Annotated in this window: 13 protein-coding genes; 7 read left to right on the forward strand and 6 right to left on the reverse strand. The window is 54.8% G+C overall.

Annotation, left to right across the window (positions count from 1 at the left end):
• Positions 1-287: 287 nt before the first annotated feature.
• From AC2FJE_RS17100 to AC2FJE_RS17110, 3 genes are all read right to left on the reverse strand, one after another.
• Positions 288-1364: a PLP-dependent cysteine synthase family protein gene (locus AC2FJE_RS17100; protein WP_496757410.1), complete on the reverse strand. Its 1077-nt coding sequence runs from the start codon at positions 1362-1364 to the stop codon at positions 288-290.
• 66 nt (positions 1365-1430) lie between these two features.
• Positions 1431-2492 (reverse strand): glutathione S-transferase C-terminal domain-containing protein, encoded by a 1062-nt coding sequence (locus AC2FJE_RS17105; RefSeq protein ID WP_496757411.1) that lies wholly within the window; start codon positions 2490-2492, stop codon positions 1431-1433.
• 8 nt (positions 2493-2500) lie between these two features.
• The gene (locus AC2FJE_RS17110; RefSeq protein ID WP_282118908.1) at positions 2501-3067 is read right to left on the reverse strand and encodes a hemerythrin domain-containing protein; all 567 of its coding nucleotides are present in this window, start codon (positions 3065-3067) and stop codon (positions 2501-2503) included.
• A gap of 352 nt (positions 3068-3419) precedes the next feature.
• On the opposite strand from AC2FJE_RS17110, the gene AC2FJE_RS17115 reads away from it, so the two are divergent.
• Positions 3420-4283 (forward strand): AraC family transcriptional regulator ligand-binding domain-containing protein, encoded by an 864-nt coding sequence (locus AC2FJE_RS17115; protein ID WP_496761210.1) that lies wholly within the window; start codon positions 3420-3422, stop codon positions 4281-4283.
• Between the two features lie 6 nt (positions 4284-4289).
• Positions 4290-4454: a helix-turn-helix domain-containing protein gene (locus AC2FJE_RS17120; RefSeq protein WP_496761231.1), complete on the forward strand. Its 165-nt coding sequence runs from the start codon at positions 4290-4292 to the stop codon at positions 4452-4454.
• A gap of 717 nt (positions 4455-5171) precedes the next feature.
• Here the strand turns inward: AC2FJE_RS17120 and AC2FJE_RS17125 are convergent.
• Together AC2FJE_RS17125 and AC2FJE_RS17130 are read right to left on the reverse strand one after the other, a co-directional pair.
• A complete protein-coding gene (locus AC2FJE_RS17125; RefSeq protein WP_496757417.1) occupies positions 5172-8372 on the reverse strand; it encodes a DUF8508 domain-containing protein in 3201 nt (1066 codons plus the stop codon).
• 561 nt (positions 8373-8933) lie between these two features.
• A complete protein-coding gene (locus AC2FJE_RS17130) occupies positions 8934-9947 on the reverse strand; it encodes a helix-turn-helix transcriptional regulator (protein ID WP_496761212.1) in 1014 nt (337 codons plus the stop codon).
• Positions 9948-10059: 112 nt separating this feature from the next.
• Between AC2FJE_RS17130 and AC2FJE_RS17135 the strand changes: the two genes are divergently transcribed.
• Genes AC2FJE_RS17135 through AC2FJE_RS17150 form a run of 4 tightly spaced genes read left to right on the forward strand, consistent with a single transcriptional unit; the run spans position 10060 to position 14438 of the window.
• On the forward strand, positions 10060-11136 hold the full coding sequence (locus tag AC2FJE_RS17135) for an alpha/beta hydrolase (RefSeq protein WP_496757422.1): 1077 nt from the start codon (positions 10060-10062) through the stop codon (positions 11134-11136).
• A 47-nt stretch (positions 11137-11183) separates the two neighbouring features.
• The gene (locus AC2FJE_RS17140; protein ID WP_282118913.1) at positions 11184-11984 is read left to right on the forward strand and encodes an efflux RND transporter periplasmic adaptor subunit; all 801 of its coding nucleotides are present in this window, start codon (positions 11184-11186) and stop codon (positions 11982-11984) included.
• Between the two features lie 55 nt (positions 11985-12039).
• Positions 12040-13302 carry an MFS transporter gene (locus tag AC2FJE_RS17145; protein WP_496696302.1) on the forward strand — a complete coding sequence of 421 codons (1263 nt, stop codon included), beginning with the start codon at positions 12040-12042 and terminating at the stop codon, positions 13300-13302.
• A gap of 14 nt (positions 13303-13316) precedes the next feature.
• Positions 13317-14438 carry a calcium:cation antiporter gene (locus AC2FJE_RS17150; RefSeq protein ID WP_496761215.1) on the forward strand — a complete coding sequence of 374 codons (1122 nt, stop codon included), beginning with the start codon at positions 13317-13319 and terminating at the stop codon, positions 14436-14438.
• Between the two features lie 221 nt (positions 14439-14659).
• Here the strand turns inward: AC2FJE_RS17150 and AC2FJE_RS17155 are convergent, their stop codons facing one another.
• The gene (locus AC2FJE_RS17155) at positions 14660-15313 is read right to left on the reverse strand and encodes a GntR family transcriptional regulator (RefSeq protein WP_170385853.1); all 654 of its coding nucleotides are present in this window, start codon (positions 15311-15313) and stop codon (positions 14660-14662) included.
• Between AC2FJE_RS17155 and AC2FJE_RS17160 the strand changes: the two genes are divergently transcribed.
• The gene (locus AC2FJE_RS17160; RefSeq protein WP_496757431.1) at positions 15312-16613 is read left to right on the forward strand and encodes a Gfo/Idh/MocA family protein; all 1302 of its coding nucleotides are present in this window, start codon (positions 15312-15314) and stop codon (positions 16611-16613) included. The two genes, AC2FJE_RS17155 and AC2FJE_RS17160, sit on opposite strands and share 2 nt — an antisense overlap.
• The last annotated feature ends 8 nt before the right edge of the window (positions 16614-16621 follow it).

Here is a 16621-nt window from a genome sequence, read left to right on the forward strand (position 1 = left end):
CTTAGACCGTTCGAAAAAGCAGCTAAAATACGATGCTTATTCGTCCATCATGCACGAAGGGAGGGTTGTCGAGTCAAGCTTCAAACCCGAAAATCGGCGAAACGTCCCGACATATACAATTGATTTAACGATGAGAATTCATTCGGATGACGTCTTTTTGCGCGGCTTCAACTACAGACTGACCTGCGTGTTCCGAAGGTTGTGAGCGCGCTGCGAAAAGCGCATTCGGGGCGCAGACCGTCCCGAATGCCATAGTCATAGAAGCGTCCAGATGAAGTGTGCTTTGCCTATTCAGCGGCCATCTGTGCCGAAGGTGTCGACATCGAAATCGCACGCTCGTCTTCGGTCATATCTTCTTCGATCCCGTCGAAAAGTGGCGTGGAGAGATAGCGCTCGCCCGTGTCTGGCAACATCACCAGAAAAACGGATCCCTGTGGCGCTTGCTCGGCCACTTTCATAGCAACAGCAAGCGTCGAGCCACCAGATATTCCCGTAAAAATCCCTTCTTCCGACGCCAGCCGTCTGGACCAATCAATCCCCTCGGCACCGGGGACAGGGATCAATTCATCATAGTAATCCTTGTCGATCGCCTCTTGCAGAACCCATGGGATAAAGTCTGGGGTCCAGCCCTGAATAGGGTGAGGTTCAAAATTCGGATGGCTTTCCGTGGGTTGGTGACCCTCGTTGCGGGTGTTTGTATAACCCGATGACACAATCGCCGCGTTGGCGGGTTCTGTCAGGATGATTTTCGTGCCGGGGCGCTCTGCCCGAAGAACGCGTGCGACACCGGAAACGGTCCCGCCGGTGCCATAGCCGGTGACCCAGTAATCCAGCCGCTCACCTTCGAAATCTGCCATGATTTCTCGGGCAGTGGTGTTCTCGTGAATATCGGCATTTGCCGACGTCTCGAACTGGCTGGCCAGAAACCATCCATTCTGTTCGGCCAGTTCCTTGGCTTTGACATACATGCCAAAGCCCTTTTGCGCGCGCGGCGTCAGCACGACCTTCGCCCCCAGAAAGCGCATCAGCTTGCGGCGTTCTACCGAGAAGCTGTCGGCCATGGTCAACACCAGGGGATACCCTTTGGCAGCACACACCATCGCAAGGCCGATCCCAGTGTTGCCTGATGTGGCCTCGACCACGGTCTGGCCGGGTTTCAGCCGCCCGTCACGTTCCGCCGCCTCGATAATGTTCAGCGCCAAACGATCCTTGACCGAAGCTGCAGGATTGAAAGCCTCGAATTTCACATAGACCGTCACATGCGACGGCGCGATCTTGTTGATCCGAATGCAGGGCGTGTCACCTACGGTATCGAGAACACTGTCATAAAGCCGTTTGCGTCCCTCAGTCTGCCGAATTCCCATGGCAATATCCCTCTCTTGGTTGGAAAAATCCGTGCCAGTTTATACCAAGTTCGCTGCTTCGGCGCTTTAAACATTTGTCTTGGGAATGAGCGGCGGAGTCACACGCTGGACCGTCAGTTCAGGATGCCCATAGGCTTCGGGATATGCCATGGGAACAAACGGGCCTGCGGGAATAACACCATTCCAGCTTCGGCCGAAGTACCCTTGCCGACAGTGATCCAGTGAACTGCTGTTCGCCACCCCGGGCAGGTCATGGACGCGACAAAGCCAGCGCCAGAGATGCGGGTAGTCAAGGATCTTGGCGCCGTTCAGCTTCATTCGCACGTAGTAAACAGGGTCGTGGCGGTAGAGCGTCGGGAAAAGGCGCAGATCGACTTCTGTAAATCGCTCCCCGGTTAGAAAAGGTCTGCCATCGCTGGCCAAGCGATCTTCCAACTGCGCCAATGTCTTGAAGTAAGTCCCGAAACTGGTGGCATAGACGTTTTGATCAGACGAGAACCCGGCCTTGTATGCCCCGTTGTTGATGGCGACGTAGATTTGCACGTTCAGTTCGTCAATTTCAGCCCGGATCGCAGGATCATCCGGGTAGAGGTTGGGCCGGTTGGCTTCATTGCAGTAGCTGCCCAGCAGCGCCGCATTGCCACTCAGCATTCGAATGATCTCGGCGCTTTCATTGTTCACGATACGGCCGGCTATTTTGTCATACAGGATTGGGACTGAACGTTCTTCTGAGCCTTCAGCCCGGTAAATTTCGCGAACCAACCTGAAACCTTGTCCCGTTGCGGTTTCCAAGGTGCATTCAGGCAACGTTGCCCCAGTTGCTGAAGCAACAAGCTCGGGGGCGAACTGCCAGTTGTTCGGACCCTCTGGGTCGTCTTCTGTGGTGCGATTGGGAAAGGCCACATCCATCGAAATGCTGTCCTGCAAACCCAACACATTGCGCGCCAGCGTCACCCGATGACACCATGGGCAATTCAGCGCAACAAACAGGTGATAGCGCCCTGGTTCAGCCGGGAACTCTGGATCGCCGATAGCATGTCGGAATCCGCTGACGCCGCGCACGAACTCTCCTCGTGCGCGGCGTTCTGAGGCATGGGCCTGATCTTCCTGTTTGGAATGGTCGGTCATGCGTGGCCTTATCCTCTTAGGCGGTGGTGCAGGATGATCGGAACCGCAAGGTCTTCCTCATCGCTCAGGTGGCGTTTCAGAAAGGCCTCGATGGCTTCTGAGGTGTCGCGCAGAGATCCGACTTCGGATCGGGCCTGAGCCTCATCCAATTGGATGAGCTTGATCACACGATTGGCCGTCCTTGTGTATTGGTCAAGAACCAGATCGAGGTCGGCATGGTCCTTTTCCAAAACCTTCAGTCCGGCGTCAAAGCGGGAATCCGCGGCAGAAAGCTCGGGGAAGTAGCTATGATCTTCCCAACCGTGATGGCCGTGCAAGTTTCCAACAAGCGCGTTTCCATAATAGGACAGGCGCGCGGCGTACTCTTCGGGGGACAGGTCCTTTTCAAGATAGCTTTCTGCATCAGAGCGAACCAGCCGGGCAAGGCGCCGAAACATCAGATGGGCACCCAGCCAATGGCGGGTTTTCTCGGTGAAGCCGGGGTGTGCTTCCCAGCTGTCGCGTGGATATTGTTCGAGCAAGATCTGCATCTCGCCCGGCATATCGGCGGTGCGAATGTCGTATGTATCAAGCATGCGCTTACTCCTTTCCGCAGACATGTGTGTGCTGAAAACTCGCACCGTTAGGCTCAAAGATGCACAGTTGGTGTCTATCTCTGCACATCGTCAAAAGTTGTGTCGATCAAATCGGCTATCTTGCATGGCGCGTTCAATCTTAAGATTGTCACGTCGGCGGGTGCCAATGGAGCGAAGGTGACCCCGTTGGCGCAAGGCCGCAGGATTATGCGGCAGCAGGCATTCGTTTGCCTGCCCTTCTAGCGGCAACCAAACGATTGCTTGGCATAGCTTTTGCAGCCTGTCTATTATCGCCCAAAACACAAAGCGCCTAGGTTAAATGGGGCGTTTCAGTCTCGGGTGGTATGGCAACATGAGTGAGAACAAATTGAATTCTGATAGCGAAACTTGGAATGTTCCAGGTTTTGGCGTGCATCACATTGCCAAGCTTCTGGAAAACCGTGGTTCGGATATTGTTACGCTTCTGAGATCGGTCAACCTACCCGTTGATCTCCACGAAACACCACCGGAATTTGTTGATGTCCGGAATGAGCTTCGCCTCCTAGAGCTTGCCATTGAAGAGACCGGGGACCCCCTATTTGCAATCTCAGCAGGAAGAACATTTAACCCCCGAAAAACGACACTTCTCAGCTACGTCGTTTTGAACTCTCCGACCGCTGGCGACGCAATTGAGAAGGCAGTGACCTACGCGCGCCTGGCGCGGGGCTTCGCCAAATTGTCGTTTTATGAAGAAGAGCGTGGCATGTTCTTGGAGATAGATTCCATCGCTGAACTAATGCGTTCTGACGGAGCTCATAATGAGTTTCGAATATCCGCTTTCTTGACCAGTATTCAGATTGCAGCTGAAGCGCCCTTACCAGTCCTTGAGATACGTTTTCCGCATGAATTGACCGAAGAAAGGCAATCCGAAATCTCCGGTGCTTTAGCGGTCAATATCAAACAGAGTCAAAGGGTTCCGGGTATCCTGTTTGACCAGACAGTGATGGATATTCCGATCAAAGATACAGACCCCGCATTGCTTCTGCATCTTGAAAAACATGTGCAAAATTTGATGAAGGATTTGCCGCCCGCAATCGGCGAAACAAGTTCTTTGGTGCAAAGCGAGATTACGTCGCGACTGTCTTTTAACGCTCCTACACAAGATGAAATCGCGAAGACGCTGGGGATGAGCATCAGTACACTCGGACGCAAACTTGCCAAAGAAGGCACAACCTAAAAACAACTGCTCAAAGACATTCGCGCAAGGCTGGCAGAACAGTATCTTGATGACCCCAAGCTAAGTCTTTCCGATATTGCTTTTGCGCTCGGTTACTCTGATCAGGCTGCGTTTACCAATGCCTACAAGACCTGGACGGGCCAATCTCCGGGTAGTGTTCGAACAGTTTAGGTTGATCTCAGGGCATGCAACTCGGTTGTTACAGTGATCTCGGGCAAGAAAGCGGATGCTGATCTACTGAAACGTAGCCTCAGGCATCCGCTTTTTATGTGTCAGCGCGTTTATGAGAAGGCATCACTGCATGAATCACAAGAGTCGGAATTCGATAGCTCTGGTGTCACCTGGAAGCCGGGGCCGGACAGATTTACGGTTTGTTGGTCGATGTCACCCAACGGGTGCGCCGAGGACATTCCAGCACTTGCGATCAGCGCGAACACGGTAGCGGATGCAATTATTACTTTTTTCATTTCTTGGTCCCTTTCGGTTGAGCGTGCTTGAAACGCTTTGTGTGCATTCAATTTGCCATTCTGCGGCACAGGTTTATTGCGATTGCACGTCAAGGTTTTGAGAAAAGACATCAAGCTAACGTCGCCTTGAGAACATTGATTAACACGGCATGGGGTCGCTTTGAGCCCATTTTGATCAATGCTGTGCAGGGCATGAATGCCCGGTAGCCATAACAAAGCTGCGGATAGGAGATCTTACAGGTCGTCAGATGGGATTAAACCTGCACGGTTCAGCAGACAGGCTTTTTTTCGCAACCCACCACATTCACTAAATCACTTAGGCTAAAATTCTCTATTCGAGTTCTTTGGTGTTCGCGATGCGGTTGGATCCGTCAGTGGTATGCCACACGCTGGTACTGGGGTAACCCCGTGTGGCATTGTTCTACGCAATCAGGTTTTGGTCGATCGCCTCGAACGAGAATTCGTCGACTGTAAACATGGTGTCGTCGATCGCTGACAGCTCTACCGCATCAAAGGTTGTGCGCCCGAGTGAGCCCGAGAAATCACCGTCGTCAGCATCCGCCACCAAGGTGCCGACAAGAACACCGTCATCGTAGAAGGCAACCTCGACTTCACCGCTGCCGTGACTGTCGCCAAAGCTGAAGATGAATTCCACCGCTTCTAGGTCCGTGTCCTCCAACGCAATTCTGAGGCTTTCGTCACCGTCAACCGATGCAGCATCGCGGCTAAACAACGAGTCGTCGAATGAGAACACGCCAATCGCCCCATGCTTGATCGCGACCAGTTCAAAATCGGTCGGATCGACCGCATCCACTTTGATACCTACGTCCGAAAACGTCAGGCTGTTCCGAACCGGACCAAGCTTGTCGACATCCACGACTTCGCCGTCAATGCTTTCAAAGGCCTTGGTTTTGAACCAGCGGCCCGCTTCGAACTCAACGGCCAAACTCTGGGTTTCTGGAATGAACAGGCTTGCCACCATGGGATCGTGATCCGAGGCGCGCCCGCTGGTTGCGGCGAACTCTGAATTGACGTGAACGATGTCAACCTGTGCGCCGGAATGCAGATCCTCGGACACCAGAATATGATCCAACGACTGGCTGTTGCCCTGAAACTCAAAGCTATAGCGTTCGTCTTCCGGGATATCGTTTGTCAGGTTGACGAGGTCGGTATTGGCCTCAAGGTCAGCTACGGGTGAGACAAATTCAAATTCGTTGAAGTCACCCAACACAACTGCATTGGCGCCATCACCCAGTCCGTTGACGAAATCCTGAACAGCCTGGCTCTGGGCCTGGCGCTCATCCAGACTGCCGTTCACATCAACGTCTTCCTGGCGAGCGGCAAAGTCCTGTTCGGTTCCCAGGATAGGCGCAGAACCACCTTTGGATGAAAAGTGATTGTTGACCACCGTGACGGTTTCACCGTTGAAAACAAAATCTGCGACCAAAGGCAAACGTGCGCCCTCAAAGGCCTCGCCTTCACCTTGCCCACTGATGGTCTGCACGGATCCTTCCACTAACGAGACACGATCAGGATTGTAGAGAAAGGCGGTTCGGATGTTGCCGCCGGGCTGACCCCCGGATGTTCCGTCCCCGATAAAGGGGTTGTCGATCACCTCATAAGCCGGACCACCCGCCGCCAGAATAGCCGCGGCCAGTTCCGCCAGGGTTTCCGACGCCGAAACGGTTCCGTCATCGTCCGAGCCCGAATTGTCCTGCACCTCTTGCAGACCAATGATGTCCGGGCTGTTGAGATTATTGGTGATCTGCTCGGCAATGGCGGCAAACCGACCGTCGGCGACATCTTGGTCGCCGTCGCCATCATTGGGGTCGAGATTAAGAACATTGTATGTGGCAATCGTCAGCTCGTTGCTTGAACCGGCGAGGGTGGTCGTTTCCTGTTCCAACCCTGCTGACTGGATATTCGGTGTAAAATCCTCGGTCGGCAGGATTTCGTAATTTCCGAAACTATAGCCTACCACACCCGTGACGTCGCCAAGGTGATCGCCGACATTCACCGTGGGAAAGTCGAAATCGAAAATTCCACTGTCTTCGTCGATCTGGATTTTCTCAGGATTGAAGTCATCTGGTGAGATATTGAGCGTGCCACGCTCAGAAAGACCGGTTGCGCCACTACCCTGATCGGCAACAGCAAAGATTTCGCCGAACCGGCTGGTTCCGCTGACGGCTTGCAAATCCGTTGCAGTCACGCGCATCCCTTCCAGGCTTTCGAAGAAGTCAATGCCATCCTGGGTTGGATCGAATGAGGCAAACGCATCATCGTCGATGCTTTGGTTGGGCACCGCTCGCTCACCCGGATCATTGCCAATCAGAACCGCTTCGGGCAGCGCATTGCCCGATGACTGCACCTCAAGGTCAAAAACACTGGTTAGTTGGGTGGTCGGCAGGTTGCCACTGCCAGTGCCGCCAGGAAAGAATTCGGCAACGGTTCCGCCCACGGAAATGGCGTCACCTACTGACACTATAGGGCTTGATCCGGTGAACACGAAAATCGCGTCCGAGGTCGCATCGTTTCCGTCGCCTTCCGGATCCTGAAGATAGAATCCGTTGGAATCTACCGCAGTGACGATGCCACTGGTTGAAACCATATCGCCCAGAACGTTTGATGGGCCGGCAGGCAAGTCCTCGAAGAATTCGGCAACCGTTTGCCCATCTGCCAGAACAAATTCAGACACATGGCCTGAGCCCTGGATTTCATAGATTGACACTATTTCGATGTCGCTGGCCGAGATGGATACCTCGACAACAGGGGCCAGAATACCGTCAAAGGCGGGATCGCCCGAGGTTACCGTGTGCTGAATGTCCGCGACCTCGGCTGCTTCGGGCAGATCGTCGTCAACGGCCGTGACTATGACCTGTTGTGGCTGATCAAAATTGGTCGCGTCAAAAACCAATTCGGTTGGTGCAACGTCAAGATCAGCTCCTGCGGCTATGGTGATCGTGACGGGTTGCTCGGGCGCGACAGACAACGTGACTTCATAACTATCCGCCATGCCCCCTTCATCGGCCGCCAGGTCCAGATCATTTATGATGACCGATGGTGAAGGCGCGGCATCCGTGACCTTAAAGCCTGCAGGCTCAACATCTTCAATTCTGGAATTGTCGGTCGTCCAGTTGGCGGGATCGTTAATGGCGGCCTGCAATTCAGCTTTGGTACCGGTAAGCGGGCCGGAATAAACACCGTTATCGGTTTCGGTGAGGGCGATTGCGCTGGTGCCGACTGTCAGCCCCGAGGGCAGTGCAGACGTATTCGACGATGTTGCGTCAGCCTCATATCCGTCTTCATTGAAATGAACCGATGCGACAAAACTGGGCGTGTCGTCATCACCCTGATACGCGTGGATCTGATCGCCGCTGGCCGAAAAGTTTGGCCCGGTAAATGCGGGGTTTATCACTGTACCCGCAGCGATGTTCGCAGGTGCCGTCCAGACGAATATACCCTCACTGCTGCGGAATCCGCCGGCTGCAAACCAACCGTTATCAGTGAAGTTGATCTCGGTTCCTGCCTCGATGTCGGTCAAAGCAACAAATGTGAACTCGTCGGGGTTGTCGGAATTGAACCCAGTAAACGCAATATCACCCGCAGCCAATGTAGTAACCATGTGAGCCTCGCTTTTTGATCTGGTGAATGGATGGCGGGTCGATATGCGACTCGCCTCAATACAACCTAAGGTAGCTTAACCTGACGATGTTAGTTAATTGGTTGTACGGAGCAGGCCTAATACGGCGGAGCTTTGCCGCCTGAAAACGCGGCATCCTTTTCATCCGTGCTCGGCTGTCCAACCATCTGTCACCTGAGGTCAGGGTTTTCCGCCGAAACGGCGGCACAAAACGGCCTGTGACTAACGAAATCGTGATCCCACCTGACAAGCGATGGATTTCTAGCCGGACGAGCTGCGATTTATATCAGACGGTAAAAGGAAATTTATGGCTGGGGTGGTAGGATTTTTTGTCAACATATTTAAAATTAACAAAATAAAGGAAATGTGGTCAATGGGTAGTGTTCGGAAATTGGTTTGAGTCCAGTATTGTGCCTCACTGTTCTGCTTTTGACATTTTGGACGTTAGCGAGTTCGCCGGTCATACGACTTGCGCGGGATCGGACGGAAACTGAACCTTCGCTGTGCATTGCGCCAGTGTCCGCTCCATTGAGGCCTTGCTACCTACGTACCGCTCAATTTGCGAAACTTAGATGGTGAAATTCCAAACCAGCTGGCAAATGTGCGGCGGAAGCTGTTGACCTCGCTGAACCCAAGATTGAAGGCAACCTCCGCGACAGAAAGGTCAGTGCCCGACAGCAGCGACCTGGCTCGATCTGTCTGTTCAGTCACACGGATCTCTTTGAAATTGGTGTTCTCCGCAGTGAGTTGCCGTTGCAGCTTGCGTACGCTGACACCCAATGTGGCCGCCACCGTTTCGATGTCGGCGTGCCCCATGGCGAGTTGCGCGCGCAAGGCGTTCCCAACCACCTCTTTGGTGGTTGAGGGCGTTTGCCGCGACCGCACATCGCGGATGCCTGCCAACGTCATCGCCAGCCTCTCATCGGTTGTCCGCGGATTAGGGGTTTCGATTTCTGACAGAGGGATCGCAATGCTGGCGGCGGATCCCCCAACACGCACCTCTGCGTTATAGATGTACTGCAGCGCGGTTTCGGTGCCTCGGTGCAACTCTGGCATCTCAACCCAGCTCGGCCGCCAGCGGCGTCCACAGAACTCGCGCACCACAGACTGCAGCACAAACGGCAGGTCTTGATCGATCAAATTTGCCCCGGCGATTCCGCCGAGCATGGCATCAAACCCAAGCACAAAATGATCGCCAACCACGCGGGTGCGCATAACTGACCCCCGTTGCAGGAACGGCAGGATTTTTTCGGCCCGCACCAGGGCCACATCCAGTTTCGGCGCACCGAGCACATAGTCTGCGTAGGCCCCAAAGGAGGCGTAATGGAAGTCTTGCGTGATATAGGCACCGATGTGTTTTTCGGAGATCTTCAGGCTGGCGGCTTGCATGAACCGCGCCTGAAGTCGATAGGGGAGGAACACCGTCGGGTCTTCCATTACTGCTCGCGTCAGCCCGGCTTCCTTCAGCGCATGTTCGGACACCCGCGGCGATGCAATTTGGTCAAGCCCTTGTAGCGCGGGGCGAAACGCCAAGGTGCTTTGCAAAACCGTGTCCATGACGGATAGTTTGTCGTGAAATGATCACTTTTGGAAGTGGCGTGGCCTCCCCCCGCAAATTACCTTCATTTTAGCGAAACGAACAACCCAAACTGAAAGTTGGAGACCAAATATGAAACGCCGTTCCGTCCTGAAAGTTGTTCTGACAAGCGCACTGATTGCGGCTCTTTCGGTGCCTGCGGCCGCCACTGCAGACAGCGCAAAACCCGTGATTGAAGGTCTGCCAATGGCGGCGCGGACCGCACCGGTTCCTGCGGGCGTGTCCCCGGAATTGGCTGGGCTCATCGAAAGCCGTCAAGTTGGTACGCATGCCGATACCCCATCCTCCACTGAGCAATGGCTTGCGTTGCAAGCTGAGTTTGACGCTGCCTCCCTGCAAGGGGTCGCACGTTTGCTTGAGATGACCGGCGCTCAATTCGCCATCGAGAACGTGGCGGGGGTGACCACCTACCGTGTCACGCCAACCACCATTGATCCCCGGTGGGCGGACACCGTTTTTGTGCATGTGCATGGCGGAGCCTTTGTCTTTAATGGTGGTGAGGCCGCCATGGCCGAAGCGATCTGGATGGCGCATGGTTTGGGTGTTGAGGTGGTGTCTGTCGACTATCGCCGCCCACCGCTGCATCCGTTTCCTGCCGCAACAGATGATGTGATCGCCGTGTGGCAGCAAGTTATCAAGGACCATGATCCAGCCAAAGCTGCGATGTTTGGCACCTCTGCGGGGGGCAACCTGGTGTTGTCGACGGTTTTACAACTGCGCGACATGGGTACCCCATTGCCTGGAGCCATTATGGCAGGCACGCCCGCTGTGGATCTGGCGCAGACGTCGGACAGCTGGATCACGTTGCAGGGTCTTGATCCGCTTGGCGCCCGCGAGGGTGTGATTGAAGGCACGTTTGACATTTATGCAGACGGTACCGACCGCACCGATCCGCGACTGTCCCCGATCTATGCCAATCTGGACAACCTACCGCCGACGGTTCTTCTGACCGGCACACGCGACCTGTTGCTAAGCGACACGGTGCGCATGCACCGCGCCCTGCGCGCCGCCGGGGTTGCCGCCGATCTGCATGTCTACGACGGCCAGTCACACGGCGACTACATGGCAGGTTTCTTCGTAAACGCGCCAGAGACTCATGACGCTTGGCGTGAGCTCAACACCTTCTTTGACCTGCATCTGAGTGACTAACCATGACTGGTTTTGCAAAACTCCCACTTCTGCTGTTGGGTCTTCTGATGACACACAGTGCCCACGCAGAGCCTGTGAAAGACTTCACCAACATGCTCGCCGCAGAGACATTTGCCGGACGGATAGAGGCCAGTGAGAGCGCCCTTGTGGCCAATTCGGTGCGCGGCATCCTCGCGGCGGTGCATTTCAAGCCGGGCGATACGGTGGAGAAAGGCCAATTGCTGTTTGAAATTGCGGCCCCGGCTTACGAACAAAAGCTCGCCGCAAGCCGTGCGGTCGAAAACCGTCGTGAGGCCGAATTGGCAACAGCGGAGGCCGAGGCGCGACGGCAGGCGAAACTTGGCACGCGCGATGTGGTTTCCGAACAGGCCGTTCAAGACGCTATGGACCGGCTGATACTGGCCAAGGTGGCGTTGCAAGAGGCGCAGGCGCACCGTGCATTGGCAGAGCTTGAGCTGGCTTCGACACAGATCAGGGCGCCGATTTCAGGGCAAATTGGGCTCGCCCGCAAACAGGTGGGCACCTATCTGGACACAGAAAACGGTCAAGCGCTGGCGCAGATTGTGCACACAGACACGGTCCGAGTTGTGTACGGAATGCCGTACAAATCCCTGATCGCGCTGGACCAGTCGACGCCAGAGGGCCTGAGTGCTCTGATGGAGCGCTTTCAGGTCGACTTGCATTTGCCAGGTGACGTTCAGCCACTGGCACAGGGTGGCCGTGTGCTTTTTTCTGAAAGCGTGCTGGTTGCGGACGAAACCCTCCGCATCTGGGCGGAAATCCCAAATCTTGAGCGCGGCCTCATTCCCGGCTTGAACGTCGAAGTCAAAGTCAGATTACCAAACTAAAACAGGTCGCGCGTCAGGCGCGGTCCACTTTCCCTCTCTTTCCTGGAGCAGTTCCATGGCCCGGTTCAGCGATCAAATCCATACCCTGAAATACCTGTTTATCGCGGTCGCGGCGATACAGTTGGTGACTGCGGCATCGGGCACCATCGTCGCGCTCTATTTTGCCCAAACCGGCGCGTCTCAGGAAATCGCCGCGCTGGCGCCCGCTGCTTACTCGTTGGGATTCCTGATCGGCTGTTTCTACATTGCAGGCTGGATCACCAGCATTGGACATATTCGTGCATTTTCTGCGGCGGCGGCCATATGTACCGCTGCCGCCCTGCTGTTTTCCGTTACTGACAACGAGCCCACGCTGCTAATCGTGCGCCTGATGACCGGCGTTGCAACCGCAGGCCTTTTTGCCATCGGTGACGCCTGGATCAGCGAAACCGTCGACGAAAAATCGCGGGGCCGGTTGCTTGCCGTGTTTGCCATTATCCTCGGGTTGATGTCGGTTCTCAGTCAGGTTCTCGTCATCGTTTCACCCGACGACCTGAATCAGTCTTTTGTGCTGATGTCCTTGCTCTACTGTCTGGCAATTGTGGTGATCGCCGCGACGCCCAGCACGCCGCCCGAGGGCAAAGAACGGGCGAATGTACGCTTCAAGGCGCTGTTTCAAGACGCGCCCACTGCCGCTCTCGGCGCGCTCACCGTTGGTATCGTGTCCACAGTGTTCATGAATGTTGTGCCGTATCGGGCGGCTGTCATTGGCATTGATGCCACGGATGTGGCTATTGGCATCGCTGCTATTTACGTCGGGCGTATCCTGTTTCTCTATCCGCTTGGATTTGTGTCAGACCGCATGGATCGGCGCCGCGTCATTGTAGTGACGGCGACAGTCGCAACCGGCGCCCTTGCGGCCTTCGCCATTTTCGCCACTGGCGACGGTGTGCGCCACTCCGCCATCGTGGGCACACCACTTTACATTGCAATGCTCGCCGGATTGATCCTCCTGGGCGGATCGATGCTCACCCTCTACTCGCTGCTTTTGGCTCACGCGATGGACCGCACTGTGCCCGTCTATGTCGCGTCCAGTGCTGTCACAATGCTGTTTGTCTTCACTATCGGCGGCATTGCAGGCCCTCTCATAACCAGCGCGCTTTCGGCGGTACTTGGCGATGCGGTCATGGGCTGGATGCTTGTGTTTGCGATGGCCGCCTTCGCGGGCTTCACCGCATTCAGGATCAAAACAGTGGCCCCGGCTGCCAGAGCGGAACAAACCCACTTTAAGGCGACCGAAACCACCAGCCTCAAATCCGTCCCCACCCAGAAACGGTAAGGTAGGAGACCACCATGACCACCCCCTCCACAAACCTCTTTCGGGCAGAAAAAGCCACTCTGCTCATCTGGGTCGTATTTTTTGCCATGACCCTCGCCGGCGACCTCATCAAGCCAACGGCCATGGGTTCCAGCATGTCCTGGCTACTGCTGGGCGGTATTTTTGGGGTGATGCTGTCCGCGGTCTTCCGCGTGGTGCACCACGCCGAGTGCTTGGCCGTCATCTTTGGCGAGCCTTATGGCACATTGATCCTGACATTGTCGGTGATCGGCATCGAAGTGGCTCTGATCACAGCTGTTATGCTGACCGGGGACAACAACCCGACACTGGCTCGGGACACTATGTTTTCCGTGTTGATGATTGTCATGAACGGATTGGTTGGTCTCAGCCTGCTGATTGGGGGGCTGCGGCACGGGCTGCAGGTGTTCAACCTCTCGGGTGCTAATGCCTACCTTGTGGTGCTGTTGCCAGTGGCCATCGTCAGCCTCGTCTTGCCAAGCTTCACCACATCCGCCCCGGGCGGTGGTCTGTCGGCTCTGCAAACTGTCTTCATGATCGCCATGTCCGTGGTGCTCTATGGGATTTTCCTCGTCTACCAAACCGCCGGCAAACCCGAGATTTTTCGACAGCCTGAGGAAGACCTGCCAACAACCGGTGGCTCGGATGCGCATCATCTGGAAACCAAAAGCATCGGTTTCCATGTTCTTTATTTGGTGCTGGCGATGTTGCCCCTGGTTTTGATGTCCAAAAAACTGGCGCTGTTTGTCGATTTCAAATTGCTGGAATTTGGCGCACCTGTCGCGTTGGGTGGCTTTCTGGTTGCCGCCATGATCCTGACACCCGAAGCACTCGCCGCGCTGGACGCTGCACGGGCCAACAAACTGCAACGGGCCGTGAACATCTGTCTGGGGTCGGCTTTGGCAACCATTGGCCTAACAGTGCCCGCTGTGCTGATCGCGGCACATTTTGTTGCGCTTCCCATCGAACTTGGGCTCGGCGGCGCGGAAATCGTCCTCCTGGCCCTGACAATAGGGATCAGCATCCTGACCTTTGTCGGAACCCGCACCAACGCGCTTCAGGGTGTCGTGCATCTGGCCGCCTTTATGACCTATGTGTTCCTGATATTTGACTCATGACCGTAGGTTTAAGTTGCGTTGGGTGAGCTCAAAAGGCAGCCCCTCACTGGCGGCTTCTTGCACCAGACCGAGTTTAATATTGCTAATTCGGACCTTCACTGCCCGACGCGTGAAGGTCCGCTTTGGGCCGTTCACAAACTTCTCGATTTAGATGTAGAATTATGAGTTATTCCCTGCCAAATCGACCTGAAGACGTCGAAGCACTCAATCAGCATGCCGCCTTACATAGCCTCCAACGTGTGGGTGAGGCCGTTTCGGATGTGATCTTCCAACAGTTTCTTGGCCATATTCGCGTCTCTGGCCAATGCGGCATCGAACATGTGTTTGTGTTCTTTGGCTGCTACCTCACCGCGATAGGTCAGTACGAGCATCTGGTAGCGAAGATATTTGTCATAGATGATTGAGTGAAGGGATAGAAGATTCTTGGAGTTGCAGGCCGCTATCATTGCTTGATGAAACTCCGAGTCGTACCTCTTCCAGGTTTCTTTCTCAGAGTCATCTCCTTTGAGAAGCCGCTGCTCCATCAAATGCAGCTTATGATGCGCGGCGACGAGGTTCCCCTCCCAATCCGTGTCACCATTCTCGATGGATAACTCCAACGCGTGGCATTCCAACAGGACACGCAGCTCTGATATCTCGATCAGGTCTTCACGGGAGACCGGTGTAACCAGGAACCCCCGTTGCTCAGGAGCTTCGACAAATCCGTCGCTGGCGAGCCTGTTCAGCGTTTCACGAAGTGTCGAAAGGCTTGCCGAGTAGCGTTCCTTCAAGGCGTCCAGCTTCAGTTTGGAGCCGGGCTGCAACTCCCCGAAGATGATATCCCGCTTGATGCGCTGATAGGTGCTTGCACCTATCGTAGACGGCTGTTTCGCCATGCGTTTCACCCGATATTATCAGTTTCCTCGTTTAATTAGCATTTTTCAGAGACATCAGCAATCCAAACTGATGTATGGTAAAAATAAAAATATCATACATTATTGCGGAATCGCGAAAACCCCAATACGGTCGTGGCCAAGTAGGGCAAAGCAGCCCGATCGCAATCATCGGTTTCGGGATTTTCCGGACCCTCCGGAAGGAAGCAAAGTGTCTAAGAACTTTCGCATTGCCATTGTCGGCATTGGCCTTGTTGGACGCCGCCACGCAGACGCTATCCGAGCGTTGCGCCATGTTGATCTCGTCGCGGTGGTGGACCCCAGCGATGAAGGTCGTGCCTACGCCGTTGAGCACGGGGTCGCATGTTACGCGACCCTCGAGGAAATGTTTGCAAATCAAACTCCGGACGGAGCTGTTCTTGCGACCCCGACCACACTTCATGTCGAACAAGGCCTCAAGTGTGTTCGAAATGGGTGTCCCGTACTTGTCGAAAAACCGATCGCCGTAGAAGCCACCGCTGCACTTGAGCTTGTTCAAGCAGCGGAGAAGGCCAATGTGCCACTGATGGTCGGACATCATCGTCGACACAATCCTCTGATCCGGTCGGCTAAGGAAGCCATTGCCGATGGGAAGATTGGAGATGTGCGCGCTGTCCATGCGAATTGCTGGTTCTATAAACCAGACGAGTATTTTGATGCTGCGCCTTGGAGAAAGAAACCCGGTGCAGGGCCCATCTCGGTAAATCTTGTCCACGATGTGGATCTGCTGCGGCACCTGGCCGGAGAAGTCATGACCGTACAGGCTCAGTCGGCTGCATCGCAGCGGGGTTACGACAACGAAGATGTTGCCGGTGCTCTATTGACGTTCGAAAGCGGAGCGATAGGGACCATAAGTGTGTCCGACAGCATCGTTGCTCCATGGAGCTGGGAGATGACGTCTCAAGAATATCCAATCTATCCTTCAATCACTGAGAGTAGCTACATGATAGGTGGCTCTCATGGTTCGTTGTCTGTTCCCGATCTTCGATTGTGGAGTTACCAGAGTGAGCAAAGGGACTGGTGGACACCTATTTCATCGACCGCGCTGAAGAAGGGTGCGTCTGACCCTCTGGTCAATCAGCTCAGGCACTTTGTTGAAGTAGCTCGGCACGAAGCAGTGCCGATTGTGTCTGGATGGGAAGGGTTCAGAACGCTTCAAGTTATTGAAGCTATTCAGAATTCTTGCAGAACTGGCGAGACTGTCAGGATAAGAAACCTTCAGGAAACGCAGCAACAGAGATTGCAGGTAATGAAAAATATCTGATATTTTGT

It is taken from the genome of Ruegeria sp. CDSC002, assembly GCF_059610905.1.

Coding starts and splice junctions, on each gene's coding strand:
- AC2FJE_RS17100 (WP_496757410.1), bottom strand. CDS start 1,364: ATGGGAATTCGGCAGACTGAGGGACGCAAACGGCTTTATGACAGTGTT.
- AC2FJE_RS17105 (WP_496757411.1), bottom strand. CDS start 2,492: ATGACCGACCATTCCAAACAGGAAGATCAGGCCCATGCCTCAGAACGC.
- AC2FJE_RS17110 (WP_282118908.1), bottom strand. CDS start 3,067: ATGCTTGATACATACGACATTCGCACCGCCGATATGCCGGGCGAGATG.
- AC2FJE_RS17115 (WP_496761210.1), top strand. CDS start 3,420: ATGAGTGAGAACAAATTGAATTCTGATAGCGAAACTTGGAATGTTCCA.
- AC2FJE_RS17125 (WP_496757417.1), bottom strand. CDS start 8,372: ATGGTTACTACATTGGCTGCGGGTGATATTGCGTTTACTGGGTTCAAT.
- AC2FJE_RS17130 (WP_496761212.1), bottom strand. CDS start 9,947: ATGGACACGGTTTTGCAAAGCACCTTGGCGTTTCGCCCCGCGCTACAA.
- AC2FJE_RS17135 (WP_496757422.1), top strand. CDS start 10,060: ATGAAACGCCGTTCCGTCCTGAAAGTTGTTCTGACAAGCGCACTGATT.
- AC2FJE_RS17140 (WP_282118913.1), top strand. CDS start 11,184: ATGACACACAGTGCCCACGCAGAGCCTGTGAAAGACTTCACCAACATG.
- AC2FJE_RS17145 (WP_496696302.1), top strand. CDS start 12,040: ATGGCCCGGTTCAGCGATCAAATCCATACCCTGAAATACCTGTTTATC.
- AC2FJE_RS17150 (WP_496761215.1), top strand. CDS start 13,317: ATGACCACCCCCTCCACAAACCTCTTTCGGGCAGAAAAAGCCACTCTG.
- AC2FJE_RS17160 (WP_496757431.1), top strand. CDS start 15,312: ATGCGTTTCACCCGATATTATCAGTTTCCTCGTTTAATTAGCATTTTT.
- AC2FJE_RS17155 (WP_170385853.1), bottom strand. CDS start 15,313: ATGGCGAAACAGCCGTCTACGATAGGTGCAAGCACCTATCAGCGCATC.